Origin of the sequence: Duganella guangzhouensis (assembly GCF_009674535.1) — a bacterium.
Lineage (GTDB): Bacteria > Pseudomonadota > Gammaproteobacteria > Burkholderiales > Burkholderiaceae_D > Rugamonas > Rugamonas guangzhouensis.
Genome location: NZ_WKJK01000010.1, coordinates 105,635 through 124,688, shown reverse-complemented (window position 1 = coordinate 124,688; position 19,054 = coordinate 105,635). Strand labels below are relative to the sequence as shown.

Annotated in this window: 22 protein-coding genes; 17 read left to right on the top strand and 5 right to left on the bottom strand. The window is 59.0% G+C overall.

What is annotated here, in order from left to right:
• The first annotated feature begins 227 nt into the window (after positions 1-227).
• From GJ699_RS19590 to GJ699_RS19570, 5 genes are all read left to right on the top strand, one after another.
• Complete coding sequence (locus GJ699_RS19590) at positions 228-620, top strand: barstar family protein (protein ID WP_154379363.1); 393 nt, start codon at positions 228-230, stop codon at positions 618-620.
• Positions 621-737: 117 nt separating this feature from the next.
• Positions 738-1,346 (top strand): phosphoribosylglycinamide formyltransferase, encoded by a 609-nt coding sequence (gene purN, locus GJ699_RS19585; RefSeq protein ID WP_154379361.1) that lies wholly within the window; start codon positions 738-740, stop codon positions 1,344-1,346.
• 16 nt (positions 1,347-1,362) lie between these two features.
• Complete coding sequence (locus GJ699_RS19580) at positions 1,363-2,652, top strand: RsmB/NOP family class I SAM-dependent RNA methyltransferase (protein ID WP_154379359.1); 1,290 nt, start codon at positions 1,363-1,365, stop codon at positions 2,650-2,652.
• An 81-nt stretch (positions 2,653-2,733) separates the two neighbouring features.
• A complete protein-coding gene (locus GJ699_RS19575; RefSeq protein ID WP_154379357.1) occupies positions 2,734-4,077 on the top strand; it encodes a mechanosensitive ion channel family protein in 1,344 nt (447 codons plus the stop codon).
• A 139-nt stretch (positions 4,078-4,216) separates the two neighbouring features.
• Complete coding sequence (locus GJ699_RS19570) at positions 4,217-5,413, top strand: DesA family fatty acid desaturase (RefSeq protein ID WP_154379355.1); 1,197 nt, start codon at positions 4,217-4,219, stop codon at positions 5,411-5,413.
• Between the two features lie 101 nt (positions 5,414-5,514).
• Here GJ699_RS19570 and rpmG read toward each other — a convergent pair whose 3' ends face one another.
• The 3 genes from rpmG to radC form a co-directional block, all read right to left on the bottom strand.
• Complete coding sequence (gene rpmG / locus GJ699_RS19565) at positions 5,515-5,682, bottom strand: 50S ribosomal protein L33 (RefSeq protein ID WP_005665735.1); 168 nt, start codon at positions 5,680-5,682, stop codon at positions 5,515-5,517.
• 12 nt (positions 5,683-5,694) lie between these two features.
• Positions 5,695-5,931 (bottom strand): 50S ribosomal protein L28, encoded by a 237-nt coding sequence (rpmB, locus tag GJ699_RS19560; RefSeq protein WP_008451488.1) that lies wholly within the window; start codon positions 5,929-5,931, stop codon positions 5,695-5,697.
• Positions 5,932-6,092: 161 nt separating this feature from the next.
• On the bottom strand, positions 6,093-6,767 hold the full coding sequence (radC, locus tag GJ699_RS19555; RefSeq protein WP_154379353.1) for a RadC family protein: 675 nt from the start codon (positions 6,765-6,767) through the stop codon (positions 6,093-6,095).
• 112 nt (positions 6,768-6,879) lie between these two features.
• Between radC and GJ699_RS19550 the strand changes: the two genes are divergently transcribed.
• From GJ699_RS19550 to GJ699_RS19525, 6 genes are all read left to right on the top strand, one after another.
• Entirely contained in the window at positions 6,880-7,332 is a 453-nt protein-coding gene (locus GJ699_RS19550) for an FKBP-type peptidyl-prolyl cis-trans isomerase (protein WP_154379351.1), read from the top strand.
• A gap of 7 nt (positions 7,333-7,339) precedes the next feature.
• Positions 7,340-8,305: a 4-hydroxy-3-methylbut-2-enyl diphosphate reductase gene (gene ispH, locus GJ699_RS19545; RefSeq protein ID WP_154379349.1), complete on the top strand. Its 966-nt coding sequence runs from the start codon at positions 7,340-7,342 to the stop codon at positions 8,303-8,305.
• Between the two features lie 250 nt (positions 8,306-8,555).
• Positions 8,556-9,485 (top strand): branched-chain amino acid ABC transporter permease, encoded by a 930-nt coding sequence (locus GJ699_RS19540; RefSeq protein WP_154379347.1) that lies wholly within the window; start codon positions 8,556-8,558, stop codon positions 9,483-9,485.
• A 12-nt stretch (positions 9,486-9,497) separates the two neighbouring features.
• Complete coding sequence (locus tag GJ699_RS19535; protein ID WP_154379345.1) at positions 9,498-10,715, top strand: ABC transporter permease subunit; 1,218 nt, start codon at positions 9,498-9,500, stop codon at positions 10,713-10,715.
• Between the two features lie 13 nt (positions 10,716-10,728).
• Positions 10,729-11,499, top strand: a complete 771-nt coding sequence (locus GJ699_RS19530) for an ABC transporter ATP-binding protein (protein WP_154379343.1) — start codon at positions 10,729-10,731, stop codon at positions 11,497-11,499.
• Positions 11,499-12,221, top strand: coding sequence for an ABC transporter ATP-binding protein (locus GJ699_RS19525; protein ID WP_154379341.1), 723 nt, complete (start codon positions 11,499-11,501; stop codon positions 12,219-12,221). The genes GJ699_RS19530 and GJ699_RS19525 overlap by 1 nt, the downstream gene beginning before the upstream one ends.
• Positions 12,222-12,418: 197 nt before the next feature.
• On the opposite strand, the gene GJ699_RS19520 is transcribed toward GJ699_RS19525, so the two are convergent.
• Complete coding sequence (locus GJ699_RS19520) at positions 12,419-12,976, bottom strand: phasin family protein (RefSeq protein WP_154379339.1); 558 nt, start codon at positions 12,974-12,976, stop codon at positions 12,419-12,421.
• A gap of 344 nt (positions 12,977-13,320) precedes the next feature.
• Here GJ699_RS19520 and GJ699_RS19515 point away from each other — a divergent pair, with 344 nt between their 5' ends.
• The 3 genes from GJ699_RS19515 to pbpG all read left to right on the top strand — a co-directional run bounded on the left by GJ699_RS19515 (position 13,321) and on the right by pbpG (position 16,132).
• Positions 13,321-14,229 carry a DMT family transporter gene (locus GJ699_RS19515; RefSeq protein WP_154379337.1) on the top strand — a complete coding sequence of 303 codons (909 nt, stop codon included), beginning with the start codon at positions 13,321-13,323 and terminating at the stop codon, positions 14,227-14,229.
• A gap of 10 nt (positions 14,230-14,239) precedes the next feature.
• The gene (locus GJ699_RS19510; protein WP_154379335.1) at positions 14,240-14,935 is read left to right on the top strand and encodes a nitroreductase; all 696 of its coding nucleotides are present in this window, start codon (positions 14,240-14,242) and stop codon (positions 14,933-14,935) included.
• A 129-nt stretch (positions 14,936-15,064) separates the two neighbouring features.
• Positions 15,065-16,132: a D-alanyl-D-alanine endopeptidase gene (gene pbpG / locus GJ699_RS19505; RefSeq protein ID WP_154379333.1), complete on the top strand. Its 1,068-nt coding sequence runs from the start codon at positions 15,065-15,067 to the stop codon at positions 16,130-16,132.
• Here the strand turns inward: pbpG and GJ699_RS19500 are convergent.
• A complete protein-coding gene (locus GJ699_RS19500) occupies positions 16,114-16,893 on the bottom strand; it encodes an IclR family transcriptional regulator (RefSeq protein WP_154379331.1) in 780 nt (259 codons plus the stop codon). The genes pbpG and GJ699_RS19500 overlap by 19 nt on opposite strands.
• Positions 16,894-16,995: 102 nt before the next feature.
• Here GJ699_RS19500 and GJ699_RS19495 point away from each other — a divergent pair, with 102 nt between their 5' ends.
• The 3 genes from GJ699_RS19495 (at position 16,996) to GJ699_RS19485 (ending at position 19,038) form a co-directional block, all read left to right on the top strand.
• Positions 16,996-17,379: a diacylglycerol kinase gene (locus GJ699_RS19495; RefSeq protein ID WP_154379329.1), complete on the top strand. Its 384-nt coding sequence runs from the start codon at positions 16,996-16,998 to the stop codon at positions 17,377-17,379.
• An 88-nt stretch (positions 17,380-17,467) separates the two neighbouring features.
• Positions 17,468-18,472: a sulfate ABC transporter substrate-binding protein gene (locus GJ699_RS19490; protein ID WP_154379327.1), complete on the top strand. Its 1,005-nt coding sequence runs from the start codon at positions 17,468-17,470 to the stop codon at positions 18,470-18,472.
• 5 nt (positions 18,473-18,477) lie between these two features.
• Positions 18,478-19,038, top strand: a complete 561-nt coding sequence (locus GJ699_RS19485) for an RBBP9/YdeN family alpha/beta hydrolase (protein ID WP_154379325.1) — start codon at positions 18,478-18,480, stop codon at positions 19,036-19,038.
• Positions 19,039-19,054: the final 16 nt, after the last annotated feature.

The following is a 19,054-nucleotide window of genomic DNA, read 5'->3' as shown; positions in this document are numbered from 1 at the left end:
ACTTCTGTTTTTAACAAATATTGCGTTGAACACCATATACGTGTTGATCTGGGAGGAACAACACGTTACCCTAATATGCGTATGGGATTGTATGGCCGGCGCCGACCCGCAGGCCATTTTAGTGGACAGGTGCTCAAATTATTTACTCTTTAATACACAAGTTAGGCACTCCCGACAGTAAAGTGGACACTCCGTACATACCAGGTCAAATTGAGGGAAACGAGAGCTTGCTGGCCAGCGTGCCCGCCAACCTCGTGCAATCGATCCGCGCCTTCCGCGTCGGCGAGTTGCAGGAGGAGGCGGCCCGCTTGGGTCAGCACTTCCTGTATGCGCACTGCATCGCCGGTGCCACCAAGCAGCAGGTGCTGGGCATCATCTCGGAATCGTTCCTGTTTCCCAAGGGGGTAGGCAAGAATTTCGACGGTTTGCGCCAGACGCTGACCGAAACCATGTTCCAGGCCGGCACGCAAAGCGGCTTCCTGGTGGTGCTGGAACAACTGCCGAACGCCCAGAAATTTGACAAGGAAGCAAGGGAAACCTTGCTGGATGTCTTCCGCGACGCTGCCGACTACTGGGCCGATAAAAAAGTGCCTTTCCGGGTGTTTTACTCGTTCGAGTAAGCCGGAATCTTCCTCCGCCGCCGCGCCGGAGCGGCCTGTTGCGGCCGGCCTACGCCTGCTGCATTGCAGCAATTCTTGCTTTCTGAGTGTCCCCGAGCGGTGGTACAATGCCGGGTTATGAAAAATATCGTCATCCTGATTTCCGGTCGCGGCAGCAATATGGAAGCGATAGTGCGCGCGGCTCAGGCCGAGCGCTGGCCCGCTCGTATTGCCGCCGTCATCAGCAATCGTGTCGACGCCTCCGGTCTGGACTTTGCGGCCGAGCATGGCATCGCGACGGCGGTGGTGGCCAACAAGGATTACGCCAGCCGCGCCGAGTTTGACGCCGCGCTGCAAACCGTGATCGACGGCTTCCAGCCGGATCTGGTGGTGCTGGCCGGTTTCATGCGCATTCTGACCGAGCCCTTCGTTTCGCATTACGCGGGGCGCATGCTCAATATTCATCCGTCGCTGCTGCCGCTGTTCCCCGGGCTGGCGACGCATGCGCAGGCGCTGGCGGCCGGCGTGCCGCGGCATGGCGCGACGGTGCATTTCGTAACGGCCGAACTCGACCACGGGCCGATGGTGTTGCAGGCAGCGGTGCCTGTGCTGCCGGATGATACGGTCGAAACCCTGTCAGCCCGCGTGCTGGTCGAAGAACATGTCATTTATCCGCGCGCGGTGCGCTGGTTTGTAGAAGACAGATTGACCCTCAAGCAGGGCGCGGTCCAGGTGGACCACAGTTAAAATTTAAAGGAATTCCATGAGATTGCCTCCAGCGATACTCGCCAACGCCGAAGAAGTGTTGCGCGAGATTTTGCGCTTTGCCGCGCCAGCCGACACCACGCTGTCGCGCTACTTCAAAGACCACCCGCGCCTTGGCGGCCGTGAACGCGGCGCGATCGCCGAGTCGGTGTACAACGTGCTGCGCAACAAGAACTTCTATACCGACTTCTCCGAAGCGGGCGGCGGCGCCACCATGCGTCGCCTGACCCTGCTGGGCATGGCCGATGCCGTGGGCATCGACTCGCTGGGCGGCGTCACCGAAGATGAAGTGACGTGGGTCAACCGCATCCTGGAAATCGACCGCAAGCTGATGCACAAGTCGAGCCGCTCGAATATGCCGAAATGGTTGTTCGACAAGCTGGTCGAGCAGTTCGGCGAGGAAGAAACGCTGGCGCTGGCCGATGGCATGAACCGCCCTGCGCCGCTGGACCTGCGCGTCAACACGCTGAAGGACAACCGCGAGACCGTCATCGCCAAGCTGGCCGAAGCGCCGATCAAGGCCGAGCCTACCCCGTTCGCGCCGCTGGGCCTGCGTATCCAGAACAAGCCGCAGCTGCAAAACCTGCCGCTGTTCAAGGAAGGCCACATCGAAGTGCAGGACGAGGGCAGCCAGATCCTGTCGGCGCTGGTCGGCGCCAAGCGCGGCGAAATGGTGGTTGACTTCTGCGCCGGCGCCGGCGGCAAGACGCTGTCGCTGGGCGCGACCATGCGCAACACCGGCCGCCTGTACGCGTTTGACGTCTCCGAAAAGCGTCTGACCAAGCTGAAACCGCGCCTGGCCCGCAGCGGCCTGTCGAACGTGCATCCGGTGGTGATCGCGCACGAGCGCGATGCCAAGATCAAGCGCCTGGCCGGAAAGATCGACCGCGTGCTGGTTGACGCGCCATGCTCGGGCCTGGGCACTCTGCGCCGCAATCCGGACGTCAAATGGCGCCAGCAGCCGGCAGCGATTGCCGAACTGCAGGTCAAGCAAGCCGCGATTCTGGACGGCGCCGCCCGTCTGGTGAAGGGCGGCGGCCGTCTGGTCTACGCCACCTGCTCGGTGCTGGAAGAGGAGAACGACTTCATCGCCAAGCAATTCCTGGAAACCCATCCGGACTTCCAACTGATCCCGATGAGCACCGCGCTGGCCGAGCAAAAAATCGAGCTGGAGATGGGCGACTACCTGAAGCTGCTGCCGCACAAACATCAAACCGACGGCTTCTTCGCCGCCGTGTTCGAACGCAAGCCGATGCCGAAGAAGGCCAAGGAAGACGACGCCGAGTAAGCGTCATTTAAGTCAAGAGGCCGGGGCGACCCGGCCTTTTTTTGTTAATCTATGTACCTCAGTCACTTCTATAAAGACGCAATGTCCCGACAACAGCCTCTGCTCAACCTGATCGACGACCTGCTTAGCGGCGACCTGCACGATGTCAGCCTGCTGTGGCAGATCGCCGCCATTGTCATTTCCGTGGTGGTCGGTTTCGGCGTGGCGCGGATGTTGAAGAAACGCTTCGGCCGCCAGGAATCGCACAGCGGCGTGCTGAGCTTTGGCGTCGAAAGCTTTGGCCGCGTGATGGCGCCGCTGGGCGTGGTGGTGTTGCTGTTCGTGTCGCGCGTGCTGCTGGCCAAATACCATTACCACGTCAACCTGGTGCTGGTGGCGTTGCCGATCTTCGGCTCGCTGGCGGTGATCCGCTTCACCTTCTATCTGCTGCGGCGCGTGTTCGCGCGCAATGGCCGCACCATCAGCCCGACCATGCTGGCGTTTGAAAAACTGTTCCAGTTGCTGGTGTGGCTGGCTTTCGTGCTGTACGTGACCGGCCTGTGGATCGACGTGTTCGCCTTCATGGACGACACCGTGCTGCCGATCGGCAAATACAAGGTGTCGATCGCCGACATCCTGCAGGCCACCGCCTCGGTGGTCGTGCTGCTGATGCTGGCGCTGTGGGCCGGCGCCGCGCTGGAAGAATGGCTGATGAAAATGCAGGGCATGCACACCAACCTGCGGGTGGTGATGTCGCGCACCGCGCGCGCGTTGCTGATCCTGGTGGCGGTGCTGATGAGCCTGTCGCTGGTGGGCATCGACCTGACCGTGCTGTCGGTGTTTGGCGGCGCGCTTGGCGTCGGCCTCGGTCTGGGCTTGCAAAAGATCGCCAGCAATTATGTATCCGGCTTCGTCATCCTGCTGGATCGCTCGCTGACCATCGGCGACATGATCACGGTCGATAAATACAGCGGCAAGGTGACCCAGATCAATACCCGCTACACCGTGATCCAGGGACTGGATGGCGTCGAATCGATCGTGCCGAACGAGATGCTGGTGTCGGGCGCGGTGCAGAACTCGTCGCTGTCGACCAGCCTGGTCAATATTTCGACCAAGGTCTCCGTGGCTTACGATACCGATGTCGACTTCGTGATCCAGCTGCTGACCGACGCCGCGCTGACGGTGGAGCGGGTGCTGAAAGACAAGCCGCCTTCGGTCAACCTGAGCAGCTTTGGCGCCGATGGTCTCGATCTGACCGTCAGCTTCTGGATTAAAGACCCGGAAAATGGCCGTGGCGGCGTCACCTCCGACGTCAACCGCGCGATCTGGCGCGCGCTGAAGGAAAACAATATCTCTGTCCCATTCCCGCAACGGGAAATGCGCATCCTGGGGCCGACCCCGGCGCCTGTGAGTGCGCAGGAAAGCACGACCGTGCCTAAGGAATAATCAGTGATTCAGGGAAAAGCTTCGTCAAATTAGGATTAAACCATCGTACAATATCGTCCGAAAGTAAGACGGACGGCCTGCGTGCGCCTATCAAAAACGCAATCTTGGCGGAGAGAATACGCCCCATTTTGGAGTAGTAATGAGCTTATACGCAGTACTGGATTTCCTGTCGAACGGCGTGACCCGCCTGACCGGCTGGCAAGTGTTCTTCTATACGATGGCGGTCACCCACATCACCATCGCGGGTGTGACGATTTATCTGCACCGTTGCCAGGCGCACCGCGCGCTGGACTTGCATCCTATCGTCAGTCACTTCTTCCGTTTCTGGCTGTGGCTGACCACCGGCCAGGTGACCAAGGAATGGGCCTCGATCCACCGCAAGCACCACGCCAAATGCGATACCGAAGAAGATCCGCACAGCCCGGTGACGCGCGGCATCAAGAAAGTATTCTGGCAAGGCGCCGAACTGTACCGTGCGGAAGCCAAGAACCAGGAAACCATGGACAAATACGGCCATGGCACGCCGGATGACTGGATGGAGCGCAATGTCTACACCCGTCACAGCGCGCTGGGCGTCTCGTCGCTGCTGGTGATCAACTTCATCCTGTTTGGCGTGATCGGCGTGACCGTGTGGGCGATTCAGATGGTATGGATTCCGATCACGGCGGCCGGCATCATCAACGGCATCGGCCACTACTGGGGCTACCGCAACTACGACTGCGCCGACGCGGCCACCAACATCATCCCGCTGGGCCTGCTGATCGGCGGCGAAGAACTGCACAACAACCACCACACCTTCGCCACCTCGGCCAAGCTGTCGTCCAAATGGTATGAGTTTGATATCGGCTGGGCTTACATCCGCGCGCTGGAAATGGTCGGTCTGGCCAAAGTGAAAAAACGCGCGCCGGAGCCGAAGTTCGCCAAAGACAAGCTGGAAGCCGACTTCGACACGCTGCAATCGGTGATCGCCAACCGTTACGACGTGATGGCCAAATACGCCAAATCGATCAAACACGCGTGGAAAGAAGAGCTGGAACACCTGAAGCACAAAGCCGAGCTGGAAGCGCGCTTCCTGAAGTCGTCGCGCAAGCTGATGCAGCGCGAGCCGGGCAAACTGGAAGCGCCGCAGCAGCAACAGCTGTCGGAACTGTTCCAGCACAGCAAAGCGCTGGAAACCATGCACAATATGCGCGTCGAGCTGGGTGTGATCTGGGAGCGTTCGCACTTCACCCGGGACCAGCTGCTGCACAAGCTGCAAGACTGGTGCAACCGCGCCGAAGCGTCCGGCATCAAATCGCTGCAAGAATTCTCGCTGCGCCTGCGTAGCTACGCCTAAAACAAGATGGCCCTGCGGGGCCATTTTTTTCGCCCGTGCAGCAACGGCGGGCAATAAAAAAGCCACTCGATGAGTGGCTTTTTCGTAGAAGCGAAGATCGATTACTTGATCTTGGTTTCTTTGTAGATCACGTGCTTGCGTGCTTTAGGATCAAACTTGGTGATCTCCATTTTAGCAGGCATCGTGCGCTTGTTTTTGGTGGTGGTGTAGAAGTGACCAGTACCTGCGGTCGATTCCAGCTTGATTTTGTCGCGGCCAGTTTTTGCCATGATAGCTCCCTATTAGACTTTTTCGCCACGGGCGCGCATGTCGGCCAGAACGGCATCGATGCCGACCTTGTCGATTACACGCAGACCAGCGTTGGACAGACGCAGGGAGACCCAGCGGTTTTCAGATTCAACAAAAATACGACGGTTCTGCAGGTTAGGCAGGAAACGACGTTTGGTTTTGTTGTTTGCGTGGGAAACATTGTTGCCGACCATCGGCTTCTTCCCAGTAACTTGGCAAACACGTGCCATAACGCACTCCTTAAAAGACATTCCAAAATTGGAAAAACAAGAGTATATCCAAAAAAATCAGCTTTTTCAATCACTTACGAAAAACAATGGTGTCTTGAGTATCTGCGAAAATTTAACAATTGTGAATTCGTTCGTAAACCCTTGAGCGCATAGGGGTAAACTTACAGTTGTCCATGCTCGGCAAAGGAGTGGATTTGATGCCCGGCGACCACAAAATGGTCGAGGATGCGGATATCCACCAGCGCCAGCGCCTGTATCAGCGCGCGCGTCAGCAGCAGATCCGATTCGCTGGGCTCCGGCGTGCCGGACGGATGATTGTGGGCCAGCATGACGCTGGCGGCATTGCGCGCCAGCGCTTCCTTGACCACTTCACGCGGGTAGACCGAGGTGTGGGTCAGGGTGCCGCGAAACAATTCCTTAGCGTCGATCAGGCGATTTTTCACGTCCAGAAACAGCACGTGGAACGATTCGAACGGTTTGCCGGCAAACGTCGTGCGCAGGTATTCCTTGACCGCGCGCGGCGAGCTCAGCGTAGCGCCGGCCTGAATTTCTTCCAGAATCGCACGCCGCGCCAGCTCCATCACCGCTTGCAATTGCGCAAACTTGGCCGGCCCCAGGCCGTGCAGCGCGGCGAACTCCGGCAGGGTGGCGCCGAACAGCCTTTGCAGCGACCCAAAATGGTGCATCATTTCATGCCCCAGCTGGACCGCGTCCTTGCCGCTGACGCCGGTGCGCAGGAAGATCGCCAGCAGCTCGGCCTCCGACAGCGCCTGCGCGCCTTCCCGTATCAGCCGCTCGCGCGGGCGTTTTTCCATCGGCCAATCGACTATGCGCATGATGATTCTCCTTAAATCAGCATTTACTTTGCATCAGCGGCGGGTGGAGAAGACGATGCGGATCAAAGGTGGCTTACAATATGGGCTTTGTCAGATCATCCAAGCTTACGTCATGTCTAACGAGCAACCTGTTGTCACCGCGTCGTCGTATCTCACCCTGAACTACCGTCTGGCCTCCCAGGACGGCACCGATATCGTCACCACCTTTGGCGCCACCCCGGCCACGCTGCTGATGGGCCAGGGCCAGCTGGCGCCGGTACTGGAGGAATTGTTGCTCGGCCTGCCGGAAGGCACGCACAAGACATTCGAGCTGGAACCAGGCGTGGCCTTCGGCCCGCGCAATCCGGAGCTGATTCGCCAAGTTACGCGCGCCACGCTGAACGAGAATTCGGCGCCGGACGCCGATTACCAGATCGGCGACCTGGTCGACTTCGCCGCGCCGGGCGGTGGCCGCTTTGCCGGCATCCTGCGCGAGCTGGGCGATGAACTGTGCTTGTTCGACTTCAACCATCCGCTGGCCGGCCAGCCGGTCAAGTTTGAAGTGCAACTGATTTCCGTGCTGTGAGGATCGCATGAGCGATAAAGAACTTCTGTTGGCCCAGCCGCGCGGCTTTTGCGCCGGCGTCGACCGCGCGATTGAAATCGTCGAGCGCGCGTTGCAGCAGTTTGGCGCGCCGATTTATGTGCGCCATGAAATCGTCCACAACGCCTATGTGGTGTCCGACTTGCGCGCCAAGGGCGCGGTGTTCATCGAAGACCTGAGCGAAGTGCCGGCCGGCCAGACGCTGGTGTTTTCGGCGCACGGCGTGTCGCAGGCGGTGCGTGCCGAGGCCGCCGCGCGCGGCTTCAGCATCTTTGACGCCACCTGTCCGCTGGTCACCAAGGTGCACGTGGAAGTGGCCAAGATGCGCAAGCAGGGCTGCGAGATCATCATGATCGGCCACGATGGCCACCCCGAGGTCGAAGGCACCATGGGCCAGACCGACGAGGGCATGTATCTGGTGGAAACCGTGGACGACGTGGCAAAGCTCCAAGTCTCCAAGCCGGAACAGCTGGCCTATGTGTCGCAGACCACGCTGTCGGTGGACGACACCGCCGACATCATCGCCGCGCTGAAAGCCAAGTTCCCGGCCATCATTGAACCGAAGAAGGGCGATATCTGCTACGCCACCACCAACCGCCAGGAAGCCGTCAAGTTCATGGCGCCGCAGGTGGAAGTGGTGATCGTGGTCGGTAGCCCGAACAGCTCGAACTCCAACCGCCTGCGCGAAGTGGCGGAAAAGAAGGGCACGCCGGCCTATATGGTCGATAACGCGACGCAGATCAAGCCGGAATGGCTGGACGGCAAGCTGCGGGTGGGTGTGACCGCCGGCGCCTCGGCACCTGAAGTCCTGGTCCAGGCAGTGATCGACCGGCTCAAGGAATTGGGCGTGCGCAGCGTGCGGCCGCTGGAGGGCGTGGAGGAAAATGTCACCTTCCCACTGCCCAAGGGGCTGGATGGTGGTCTGAAGGTTGCACCAACTGAGGGCGTCGTCTAATCTGGTTTCATACGAAACGGAATATAATTTAGCTTCGTTCGCGTTATTCCGCGATTAGTTTTTAGGAATTCTCGCTATCATTTGCCTCGCTCTAAAAAGTTGCTGTTTCGGCTTAATAAACCGAGGCGGCGGAGACACCGATCAGGCATGAAACTTGCAACGTGAACGTGTAGTCAACGGCGGCACTACCGGGACATCCGGGGTGCCGTTTTTGTTACATGACCACGCATAACAAAGGTAAAGGCAAAGCATGGATACTTTTATCCAACAAATTATTAACGGGCTAGTGCTGGGCAGCATGTACGCACTGGTCGCGCTGGGGTACACCATGGTGTACGGCGTGCTGAATCTGATCAACTTCGCCCACGGCGATGTGCTGATGATAGGCGCGATGGCCGGCTTAACCATCCTCAACATCCTGAATGAACACGCGCCGAACCTGCCGGGCTACGTCAAGCTGGCGATTGCCATTGGCGGCTCGGTGCCGGTGTGCATGCTGGTCAATGTGCTGATCGAGCGCATCGCTTACCGCCGCCTGCGCAATGCGCCACGGCTGGCGCCGCTGATCACCGCGATCGGCGTGTCGACGCTGCTGAACACGTTTGCGATGATGATCTGGGGCCGCAACCCGCTGCCGTTCCCGCAACTGTTGCCTTCCGACCCGGTGATGCTGGGCGGCGCCGTCATCACCCCGACCCAGATTCTGCTGCTGGCGCTGGCGTTGCTGTCGATGACTGGTCTGGTGCTGCTGGTGGAAAAAACCCGCATGGGCCGCGCCATGCGCGCCACGGCGGAAAACCCGCGCGTTGCCGGCCTGATGGGCGTGGATTCGAACAAAGTCATCGTCATCACCTTCGCGCTGGGCGCGGCGCTGGCGGCGGTGGCTGGTGTGATGTGGGGCGCCAACTATGCGTCGATTCAGTTCTCGATGGGCTTCTTGCCGGGCTTGAAAGCTTTCTGCGCCGCAGTGCTGGGCGGCATCGGCAATATCTATGGCGCCATGGTGGGCGGCATTGTGCTGGGCATTATTGAAAGCCTGGGTGCCGGCTATATCGGCGACCTGACCGGCGGCTTCCTCGGCAGCCACTATCAGGACATCTTCGCGTTTGTGGTGCTGATCCTGGTGCTGACGGTGCGTCCGTCCGGCATCATGGGCGAGCGCGTGGCTGACCGTGCGTAAGGAGGAGATAACATGGCTATTCTGAGTTTCGACACCACCCGCAATCCGCGCCAGGCTTACACCAGCATGGCGCTGTTGCTGGGCTTGCTGATCATCTTCCCGTTCTTTGCCTCGCAATTCGGTAATTCCTGGGTGCGGATCGCCGATATGGCGTTGCTGTACATCATGCTGGCGCTGGGCCTGAACATCGTGGTCGGCTTTGCCGGCCTGCTGGACCTCGGCTATATCGCTTTCTACGCGGTGGGCGCCTACCTGGCCGGCCTGTTGGCTTCGCCGCAGTTTGCCGCCTTGCTGGAATCGGTGATCAACCAGTATCCGGTGCTGGGCGATACCCTGGTGGCGCTGCTGGGGCCGGAGATCCAGCAGAACGGCATCCACCTGTCGGTATGGTTGATCGTGCCGCTGGCGGCCTTGCTGGCGGCCTTCTTTGGCGCGCTGCTGGGCGCGCCGACGCTGAAATTGCGCGGCGACTACCTGGCCATCGTGACGCTGGGCTTCGGTGAGATCATCCGTATCTTCATGAACAACCTGAACGAGCCGATCAACTTCACCAATGGTCCGCAGGGCATCAACCTGATCGACCCGATCAAGGTGTTTGGCGTCAACCTGGCCGGCGAGGCCGGTTCGCGCGCCACCGTGTTTGTCGGTGGCTATGGCATGCCGTCGGTGAACGCGTATTACTTCCTGTTCCTGGTGTTGTGCATTGCGGTGATCTTTGTCACCTCGCGCCTGCAGCATTCGCGCCTGGGCCGCGCCTGGGTGGCGATCCGTGAGGATGAGATCGCCGCCAAGGCGATGGGCATCAATACCCGCAACGTCAAACTGCTGGCGTTTTCGATGGGCGCCTCGTTCGGCGGCGTGGCCGGTGCCATGTTTGCGTCGTTCCAGGGCTTTGTGTCGCCGGAATCGTTCTCGCTGACCGAGTCGATCGCGGTGCTGGCGATGGTGGTGCTGGGCGGCATAGGCCATATTCCGGGCGTCATCATGGGCGGCGCGCTGCTGGCGGCCTTGCCGGAAGTGCTGCGACACGTAGTGGAGCCGCTGCAGGAGAAACTGTTCGGTCACGTGCTGATCGAGGCGGAAGTGCTGCGTCAGCTGCTGTACGGCCTGGCCATGGTGCTGATCATGCTGAATCGTCCGGCCGGCCTGTGGCCCGCGCCCAAGCATGAAGATCGCCCGGATGGCGATTCCGACACCAAGAATCAATCGTCCGGCGTGATCGCGGCTTGAGGAAGAGACAACAATGACTGAACAGGTAATTCTCCACATCGACGGCGTCAACAAGCGTTTTGGCGGCTTGCAGGCGCTGACCGAGGTTGGCATCAAGATCATGAAAGGCCAGATTTATGGCCTGATCGGCCCGAATGGCGCCGGCAAAACCACTTTCTTTAACGTCATCACCGGCTTGTACCAGCCGGACACCGGTACCTTCGAGCTGGCCGGCAAGCCGTATTCGCCGTCGGCGCCGCATGAGGTGGCCAAGGCCGGCATCGCCCGTACCTTCCAGAACATCCGCCTGTTTGGCGAGATGACGGCGCTGGAAAACGTCATGGTCGGCCGTCACGTGCGCTCGAAGCAGGGCGTGTTTGGCGCGATTTTCCGCCACAAGGCGGCACGCGAGGAAGAAGCGTCGATCCGCAAGCGTGCGCAGGAACTGCTGGATTTCGTCGGCATTGGTCAGTTTGCCAACCGCACCTCGAAATTCCTGTCCTACGGCGACCAGCGCCGCTTGGAAATCGCCCGCGCGCTGGCGACCGATCCGCAACTGCTGGCGCTGGACGAGCCGGCGGCCGGCATGAACGCCACCGAGAAACTGGCACTGCGCGAACTATTGATCAAGATCAAAGAGCAGGGTAAGACGGTGTTGTTAATTGAACACGATGTCAAGATGATGATGGGTTTATGCGACCGGCTGATGGTGCTGGAATACGGTAAACCGATAGCCGAAGGCTTGCCGGCGGAAATACAAAGCAATCAGGCGGTGATTGACGCCTACCTGGGAGGATCGCATTAATGAGCGACAACGTTCTTAAAGTATCGGGACTGAAAGTCGCATATGGCGGCATCAAGGCCGTTAAAGGTATTGACCTCGAAGTAAATCAGGGCGAATTAATCGCGCTGATTGGCGCCAATGGTGCTGGTAAAACCACCACGCTGAAAGCCATTACCGGCACGCTGCCGCCATGTAAAGTCGAAGGTACGATTACTTATCAAGGCGAAACGCTGAAAGGAACTAAATCCTTTCATTTAGTCGAAAAGAAACTGGCGATGGTGCCGGAAGGTCGTGGCGTATTTACGCGCATGACTATTCAGGAAAATCTGATGATGGGTGCTTATACCCGCAACGATAAAGCCGGCGTTGAATCTGATATTGCCAAATGGTTTGATGTATTCCCGCGTTTAAAAGAACGCGCGCAGCAATTGGCCGGTACTTTATCGGGTGGTGAGCAGCAAATGCTGGCAATGGCACGCGCATTAATGTGCCATCCAAAACTGCTGTTATTGGATGAGCCATCGATGGGTTTATCGCCGATTATGGTGGAAAAGATTTTCGAAGTGATCCGCAATGTTTCCAAGGAAGGGATTACGATCCTGCTGGTGGAACAAAATGCGAAACTCGCACTGCAAGCCGCCCATCGCGGTTACGTGATGGACTCCGGCAATATCACCATGAGCGGCAACGCCCAGGACATGCTGGACGATCCCCGCGTCAAGGCCGCTTACCTGGGCGAATAAGCCCCCCAAGCCCCAGAAAAGCCGCCTAGCGCGGCTTTTTTATCGCCCTTGTCATGCTAGAAATTGGCGTGTATAAGCTGTTTTCTGGCTGACAGGCAGAGTGCGGCGGGAATAAAAAAAGCCCCGGTATAAACCGGGGCTTTCGAGGAGACCTGTTAAACGGGATACGGCACCCTACCGTGCCGATTTATTCCAGTTTATTTCTTTGGCGCTGCTTTCGCGGCGGCGGTGGTGAATTGATTCACGGCCGAGCTCAGGTTGCTTTCCAGAGTTTCTACAGCTTGTTTGGCGGTTTTGGTGAATTGCTCGTAACCGGCGTTGGCATTGCCGATTGCCGATTTAAACAGGGCCACGGCATTTTCGGTGCCGGCTGGAGCGTTTTTGCTCACTTCTTCAACCAGCGAAATCACTTTGCGGTTGGTTTCTGCGATTTGGGTTTCAGCGGCTTTGCTGAATTCCGCGCCGGTGCTGGTGGCGATGGTTGCCAGGTGACGGCCGTAAGCGATGGTTTTTTCAGCGCTTGGTTGAGCCTGAGCGGAGGCCAGCGAGAAGAATTCTTGTGGATCTTTAGCAGCCAGCAATTGCTTGGTGGTGGCCGACGATTCTTCCAGCGACGCTTTGGCGGCGGTCAGGTTCAAATCGACGAATTTCTCCACGCCTTCAAATGCTTTATTGGTCAGGGTCGAGAAAATAGCGAATTGGGCTTCGAAATTAGCTTTAGTCGCATTGGAAAATTGCTCAGGAATCGAAAACATGTGGATCTCCAGAAAAATAGTTGAGTGAGTACTGCCTGTGTTTCTACGTCGGCGCGAAACAGCCAAACTACGAGCCAAACTACGTTTCAGACCGAACAACAAATTGTGCAACGCAACAAACCCGATTTTACGGCCTTCAGAAATTAAGTCAAGCGATTTTTTGTGCGTTGCATCAAAGAACCTCCACTTTATCTTCGGGAAATGTTTGCATTTGGAACTATGTCTTTGGTATGAGGAAAAATGCGGGTTCCCGGTGGGAAATCGGCCGCCATGTTAGACTGCATCCCAGCTTAGTCGGCGCCGCTTTTCGGCGCCGATTGCCTTTTAGATCACTAGTTATTCCGATGCCCGAAACCACCAACGCCGTGCCCGCCGCCCGGCACGCCAGTTTTTTGTCGCCGTTACCGCTGTTTTTCGTGGTTTTATGGAGCAGTGGCTTCATCGTCGCCAAGTTCGGCCTGCCGTACGCGCCACCGCTAACTTTCCTGTTGCTACGCTTCCTGGGCGTGTTGGTCTTCCTGGTGCCGGCGGTGTTGCTGCTGCGCGCGCCTTGGCCGCACGGCAAGATTCCGCAGATCGCGCTGGCCGGGTTGCTGGTACAGGCCGGTTATCTGATCGGCGTCTGGTGCGCCATCAAGCAGGGCATGCCGGCCGGGTTGTCGGCATTGATCGTCGGCATGCAACCGATTCTGACCGCGTTCGCCGCGCCCTTGATCGGTGAGAAAGTGCGCCCACGCCAGTGGCTGGGCTTGCTCTTTGGCATCGCCGGAGTAGGGCTGGTGGTGGCCGCCAAGATCCAGCTGGTCGGATTGACGCCGCAAGCCATACTATTGTGCGTGCTTGCACTGGTTTCGATCACGACCGGCACGCTATATCAGAAGCGCCATTGCCCGCAATTCGACCTGCGCGTCGGCACGGTGATCCAGTTTGCTGCGTCGGCCGTGCTCATCTTGCCGCTGGCCATGTATTTCGAAGGACTTGGCCCGGATTTTGCTGCGGTGCAGTGGACGCCGCGCTTTATCGGCGCCTTGCTGTGGTCGGTATTGGGTCTGTCCATCGGCGCGATTTTCCTGTTGTTCGCGCTAATCCGCAGAAATGACGCCACCCAGGTGACCAGTTTGATGTATCTGACGCCGCCGACTACCGCTATCATGGCCTGGCTGATGTTTGGCGAAGCGTTCAACGCCCTCGGCATGGCCGGCATGTTATTGGCGGTCACCGGCGTGATCTTTGTGGTCAAGAAGTCCAACTGAGCGAGGAAGCATGATTTCCAGTCCCCAGCAGCAGGCTGTCGATGCCGCTATCACGTCGCGTCGCTCGATTCGGGCTTTCCTGCCGACCCCGGTGGCGCACGAGGACATCGCCGCCATTCTGCAGGTGGCGGCGCGCGCGCCATCGGGCACCAATACCCAGCCGTGGAAAGTGTATGTGCTGCAGGGCGAGCGCAAGCAGCAATTGTCGGACGCCATTCTGGCCGTGCACAACGATCCGGCGCTGGCCAGCCAGCACACTGAAGAGTACGCCTACTATCCGCAGCAGTGGGTATCGCCTTATATTGATCGCCGCCGCAAGGTCGGCTGGGATTTGTATGCGCTGCTGGGCCTGACGCGCGACAACAAGGCCGGCATGGCCGCCCAGCACGGCCGCAATTACGCCTTCTTCGACGCCCCGGTCGGCCTGATCTTCACCATCGACCGCGTGATGGAGCAGGGCTCATGGCTGGATTATGGAATGTTTCTGCAAAACATCATGGTGGCGGCGCGCGGACGCGGGCTGGATACCTGTCCGCAGGCCGCTTTCACGCAGTACCACCGCATCATCAGCGAGCAATTGGCGTTGCCGGACAGCGAAACTGTGGTGTGTGGCATGGCGCTGGGTGTGGCGGATATGAGCAAAATTGAAAATTCGTTGATCACGGAGCGCATGGCGGTCGCAGAATTTGTTAAATTTGTCGAATAGGACTAGCTTACTTTTTCCTATATTGCGTAGACACAACCATTGGTGCCGAGAAGGTTAAATGTTCTTGCGCTCGCGCAGCGTTTTGCTACACTGCAACGGGTATTGGTTGAATTTTTTTTGGGGATACGAATGATTAAACTCGCATTAAGCGCGCTCATCTCGCTGACGTTTGCAACTGCCGCCGTGGCGGCACCGGCAACAGACAGTGGCGCCGCGCCCAAAAAACATCAGGTGAAAAAGAAGGTGGCGGTGCGTGTTGCCGCCGCAGATAACGGCGAGCGCGTGATCAAGCGCGTCATCAAGGTCAACGGCAAGCGCAAGGTGGTCTACCAGCGCGTGCTGGCCGCAGCGCCGGCAATGCCAACCATGGGCGATCTGGCCGGTCTGAGCAAGACCAGCGATCCGCTCGACCTGAAATCGAATGTGGCGCTGGTGCTGGACCAGGCCAATTCGGAAGTGCTGTTTGAAAAGAATTCCAACATCGCGCTGCCGATCGCCTCGATCACCAAGATGATGACCGGCCTGATCGTGGTGGAAGCCAAACAGGACATGGATGAAATCCTGACCGTCACCGACGAGGACGTCGACCGCGAAAAATTCAGCAGCTCGCGCCTGAAGGTGGGCACGCAGATGAGCCGCGCCAATATGCTGCACATCGCCTTGATGAGTTCGGAAAACCGCGCCGCCTCCGCGCTGGGCCGCAACTATCCGGGTGGCCGCCCGGCCTTTGTCGAGGCGATGAACGCCAAGGCGCGCGAACTGGGCATGACCGATACCCATTACGTCGATTCCAACGGCTTGTCGAAGATGAATGTGGCTAGCGCGCGCGATCTGGCCAAGCTGGCGATGGCGGCGTATCAGCAACCGGTGCTGCGCCAATACTCGACCGATCCGAAAGCCACGGTCGAGCTGAGCAACGGCCGTCCTATGCAATTCGGCACCACCAACCATCTGGTGGCCAGCCCGGACTGGGCGATCGGCCTGCAGAAAACCGGCTTCATCAACGAAGCCGGGCGCTGCCTGATGATGCAGGCGGTGATCGAAGGCCGCGCGGTGATCATGGTGTTCCTGGATTCCAAGGGCAAGCAATCGCGGACCGCCGACGCCGGCCGCATGCGCAAGTGGCTGGAAGCGCTGCGTCCCGCCAGCCTGGGCGGCAGCAGCGCGGTCGCTACGCCTTATTCGACCGGGATGTAACCCAGCGTGGCGGAGATCTGGCCGGCGGTGACCACCAGATCGTCCAGCCACTCTTCCTGCAGACGGTCGGCCGGCGCCGAGATCGACAGCCCGGCAATCAGCTTGCCGCTGTCGTCGTAGATGCCGGCGGCCATGCAGCGCACGCCCAGTTCCAGCTCTTCATTGTCACGCGAGTAGCCGCGTGACTTCACCAGGCCGAGCTCACGCTCCAGCTTGCCCAAATCCGTGATCGAATTCTTGTTGTGCCCAGCGAGGCCGGTGCGCGTCGCATAGGCGCGGATGGCTTTCGGCTCGTCCACCGACAGGAACAGCTTGCCGGTCGAGGTCAGGTGCAGCGGGCCGCGGCCGCCGATGGCGCGCACCACCTGCATGCCGGAGCGTTCGGAGAAGGCGCGGTCGATGTAGACGATCTCGTCGCCTTGCCGCACCGACAGGTTGACGGTTTGCTGGGTTTTTTTGTGCAGTGCACGCATGAAGTCCAGCGCGGCCTCCCGCACCGACAGCCGGCTCTTGACCACATTGCCCAATTCCAGCAGCCGCATGCCGAGCCGGTAGGTGCCGGGTTCGACCCGGTCGACAAAGCGGGTGACCACCATGTCATTCAAAATGCGGTGGGCGGTCGATGGGTGTAGCCCCGAGACGCGCGACAATTCCTTGAGGCTGACGGGGTCCGGATACTTGGCCAGGGCATCGAGCAGCGCCACCATGCGCTCGATCACCTGGATAGTGGTCTTTTGCTCGGGAACGGTTTCGATTTTCATGATGTGGTTGGTGCGGTGCGGTATTCAATACCTCATTTATACCATAATGTGGAAAACTGCGGGGTGGTGCATAATGTCACATTCTTAGTTTGTTGCTAAATCATGGACCCTGTCAGCGAATTCAAAAGCAAAAGCGGCCTCAAGCGTATCTACAGCGCCTTCTGGTACTCGATCGACGGCTTCAAGTCGGCCTGGAAGCACGAGCACGCGTTCCGCCAGGAAGTGACGGTGTTCGTGGTCGGCGCCATCATTGCCATGGTGCTGCGCATTTCGGCATTTGAAAAACTGGTGCTGATCGGCGTGCTGATGCTGATTTTGATCGTTGAACTGATTAACTCTTCCATCGAGGCGGTGGTTGACCGGGTGTCGCTGGAACGCCATCCCTTGTCCAAAAATGCCAAGGATTTCGGCAGCGCGGCGGTGTTGCTGAGCTGTTTGCTGGCTATAGCCACCTGGGCGGTCGTGCTTTACAATCGTTTCATATGATTTTTCTGTATATTGAACTGCCAAAAGCTTCGTTTTAATTTATAAGTCGCAACGGTAATCTGGAGCCCTTCACTACTAGGGGAATCCAATGCTGTCGAAAAAAATCATTGCCGCTGCCGTTCTTGCCATTTCCGCTGTTGCGCCAGTGCTGGCTGCGGAGATCTCGCTGCTGAACGTATCCTACGATCCGACGCGCGAGCTGTATCAGGACGTCAACACGGCATTCGCCAAAGAGTGGAAAGCCAAGACCGGCGACACGGTCAAGATCAAACAATCGCACGGCGGCTCGGGCAAACAGGGCCGCGCCGTGATCGACGGCCTGGAAGCCGACGTGGTTTCGCTGGCGCTGGCCTATGACATCGACGCCATTGCCGAACACAAGCTGCTGTCGCCGGACTGGCAGAAAAAACTGCCGCAGAACAGCACCCCATACACCTCGACCATCGTGTTCCTGGTCCGCAAGGGCAATCCTAAAGGCATCAAGGACTGGAACGACCTGATCAAACCAGGCGTGTCGGTCATCACCCCGAATCCAAAAACCTCGGGCGGCGCCCGTTGGAACCACTTGGCCGCCTACGGCTACGCACTGCGCCAGCCAGGCGGCAGCGAAGCGTCGGCCAAGGACTACCTGACCAAGCTGTACAAAAACGTGCCGGTGCTGGATTCCGGCGCCCGTGGCGCCACCACCACCTTCGTCGAGCGCGGCATTGGTGACGTGCTGATCGCCTGGGAAAACGAAGCCCTGTTGGCGATCAAGGAACTGGGTCCAACCAAGTTCGACATCGTCGCGCCTTCGGTCTCGATCCTGGCTGAGCCGCCAGTGGCCGTGGTCGACAAAGTGGTCGACAAGCGCGGCACCCGCAAAGTGGCGGAGGCTTACCTGAACTTCCTCTACACCGACGAAGCCCAGGACATCATCGCCAAGAACTACTACCGTCCAGGCACCGAGAAAGCGGCCAAGAAATACGCTGCTCAGTTCCCGAAAGTGAAGCTGTTCACCCTGGCCGACGTGGCTGGCGACTGGACCAAGGCGCAGAAGACCCACTTCGCCGATGGTGGTCTGTTCGACCAGATCTATCAGCCTAACAAGTAATTGTCATGCACAGCGTCCTTGCCGAATTTCGTGTTCTGATTGCCCCTGGGTTGCACAACAGCGGACCGGAGCACTGGCAAAGTCGCTGGCAACACCTGTTCCCCGCGTTCGAGCGGGTGCAGCAGGATGACTGGGAAGTGCCGGATTTGCCGCGCTGGTCGGCTCGGGTGGACGAGCTGCGCCGGCGCGGCAAGGACGGCCGCCCGCTGCTGATCGTCGGCCACAGCTTCGGCGCGCTGGCCACGGTGCACAGCGTGGCACGCGATGCGGAAGGCGTGGCCGGCGTGCTGCTGGTGGCGCCGGCCGATCCCGACAAATTCAACGTCGCCGGCCTGTTGCCGCAGCAAGCCCTGGAGGTGCCGTCGATCATGGTGGGCAGCACCAACGATCCGTGGATGGCGGCACCGCGCGCCGAGCTGTGGGCGCGGCGCTGGCAGAGCCGCTTCATCAACGGCGGTCCGCTCGGCCATATCAATGCCGAGTCCGGCCTGGGCGATTGGCCCGAAGGGCTGGAAACCTTGTATTTTCTGGCAGAGCAAGCGCACAATGCAACATTGTCCGCGTGACCTTTTCTACTCTGGA

Coding starts and splice junctions, on each gene's coding strand:
- GJ699_RS19515 (WP_154379337.1), top strand. CDS start 13,321: ATGCCCGAAACCACCAACGCCGTGCCCGCCGCCCGGCACGCCAGTTTT.
- rpmB (WP_008451488.1), bottom strand. CDS start 5,931: ATGGCACGTGTTTGCCAAGTTACTGGGAAGAAGCCGATGGTCGGCAAC.
- radC (WP_154379353.1), bottom strand. CDS start 6,767: ATGCGCATAGTCGATTGGCCGATGGAAAAACGCCCGCGCGAGCGGCTG.
- GJ699_RS19520 (WP_154379339.1), bottom strand. CDS start 12,976: ATGTTTTCGATTCCTGAGCAATTTTCCAATGCGACTAAAGCTAATTTC.
- ispH (WP_154379349.1), top strand. CDS start 7,340: ATGAGCGATAAAGAACTTCTGTTGGCCCAGCCGCGCGGCTTTTGCGCC.
- GJ699_RS19530 (WP_154379343.1), top strand. CDS start 10,729: ATGACTGAACAGGTAATTCTCCACATCGACGGCGTCAACAAGCGTTTT.
- rpmG (WP_005665735.1), bottom strand. CDS start 5,682: ATGGCAAAAACTGGCCGCGACAAAATCAAGCTGGAATCGACCGCAGGT.
- GJ699_RS19535 (WP_154379345.1), top strand. CDS start 9,498: ATGGCTATTCTGAGTTTCGACACCACCCGCAATCCGCGCCAGGCTTAC.
- GJ699_RS19540 (WP_154379347.1), top strand. CDS start 8,556: ATGGATACTTTTATCCAACAAATTATTAACGGGCTAGTGCTGGGCAGC.
- GJ699_RS19510 (WP_154379335.1), top strand. CDS start 14,240: ATGATTTCCAGTCCCCAGCAGCAGGCTGTCGATGCCGCTATCACGTCG.
- GJ699_RS19485 (WP_154379325.1), top strand. CDS start 18,478: ATGCACAGCGTCCTTGCCGAATTTCGTGTTCTGATTGCCCCTGGGTTG.
- GJ699_RS19575 (WP_154379357.1), top strand. CDS start 2,734: ATGTCCCGACAACAGCCTCTGCTCAACCTGATCGACGACCTGCTTAGC.
- GJ699_RS19550 (WP_154379351.1), top strand. CDS start 6,880: ATGTCTAACGAGCAACCTGTTGTCACCGCGTCGTCGTATCTCACCCTG.
- purN (WP_154379361.1), top strand. CDS start 738: ATGAAAAATATCGTCATCCTGATTTCCGGTCGCGGCAGCAATATGGAA.
- GJ699_RS19500 (WP_154379331.1), bottom strand. CDS start 16,893: ATGAAAATCGAAACCGTTCCCGAGCAAAAGACCACTATCCAGGTGATC.
- GJ699_RS19490 (WP_154379327.1), top strand. CDS start 17,468: ATGCTGTCGAAAAAAATCATTGCCGCTGCCGTTCTTGCCATTTCCGCT.
- GJ699_RS19570 (WP_154379355.1), top strand. CDS start 4,217: ATGAGCTTATACGCAGTACTGGATTTCCTGTCGAACGGCGTGACCCGC.
- pbpG (WP_154379333.1), top strand. CDS start 15,065: ATGATTAAACTCGCATTAAGCGCGCTCATCTCGCTGACGTTTGCAACT.
- GJ699_RS19495 (WP_154379329.1), top strand. CDS start 16,996: ATGGACCCTGTCAGCGAATTCAAAAGCAAAAGCGGCCTCAAGCGTATC.
- GJ699_RS19525 (WP_154379341.1), top strand. CDS start 11,499: ATGAGCGACAACGTTCTTAAAGTATCGGGACTGAAAGTCGCATATGGC.
- GJ699_RS19580 (WP_154379359.1), top strand. CDS start 1,363: ATGAGATTGCCTCCAGCGATACTCGCCAACGCCGAAGAAGTGTTGCGC.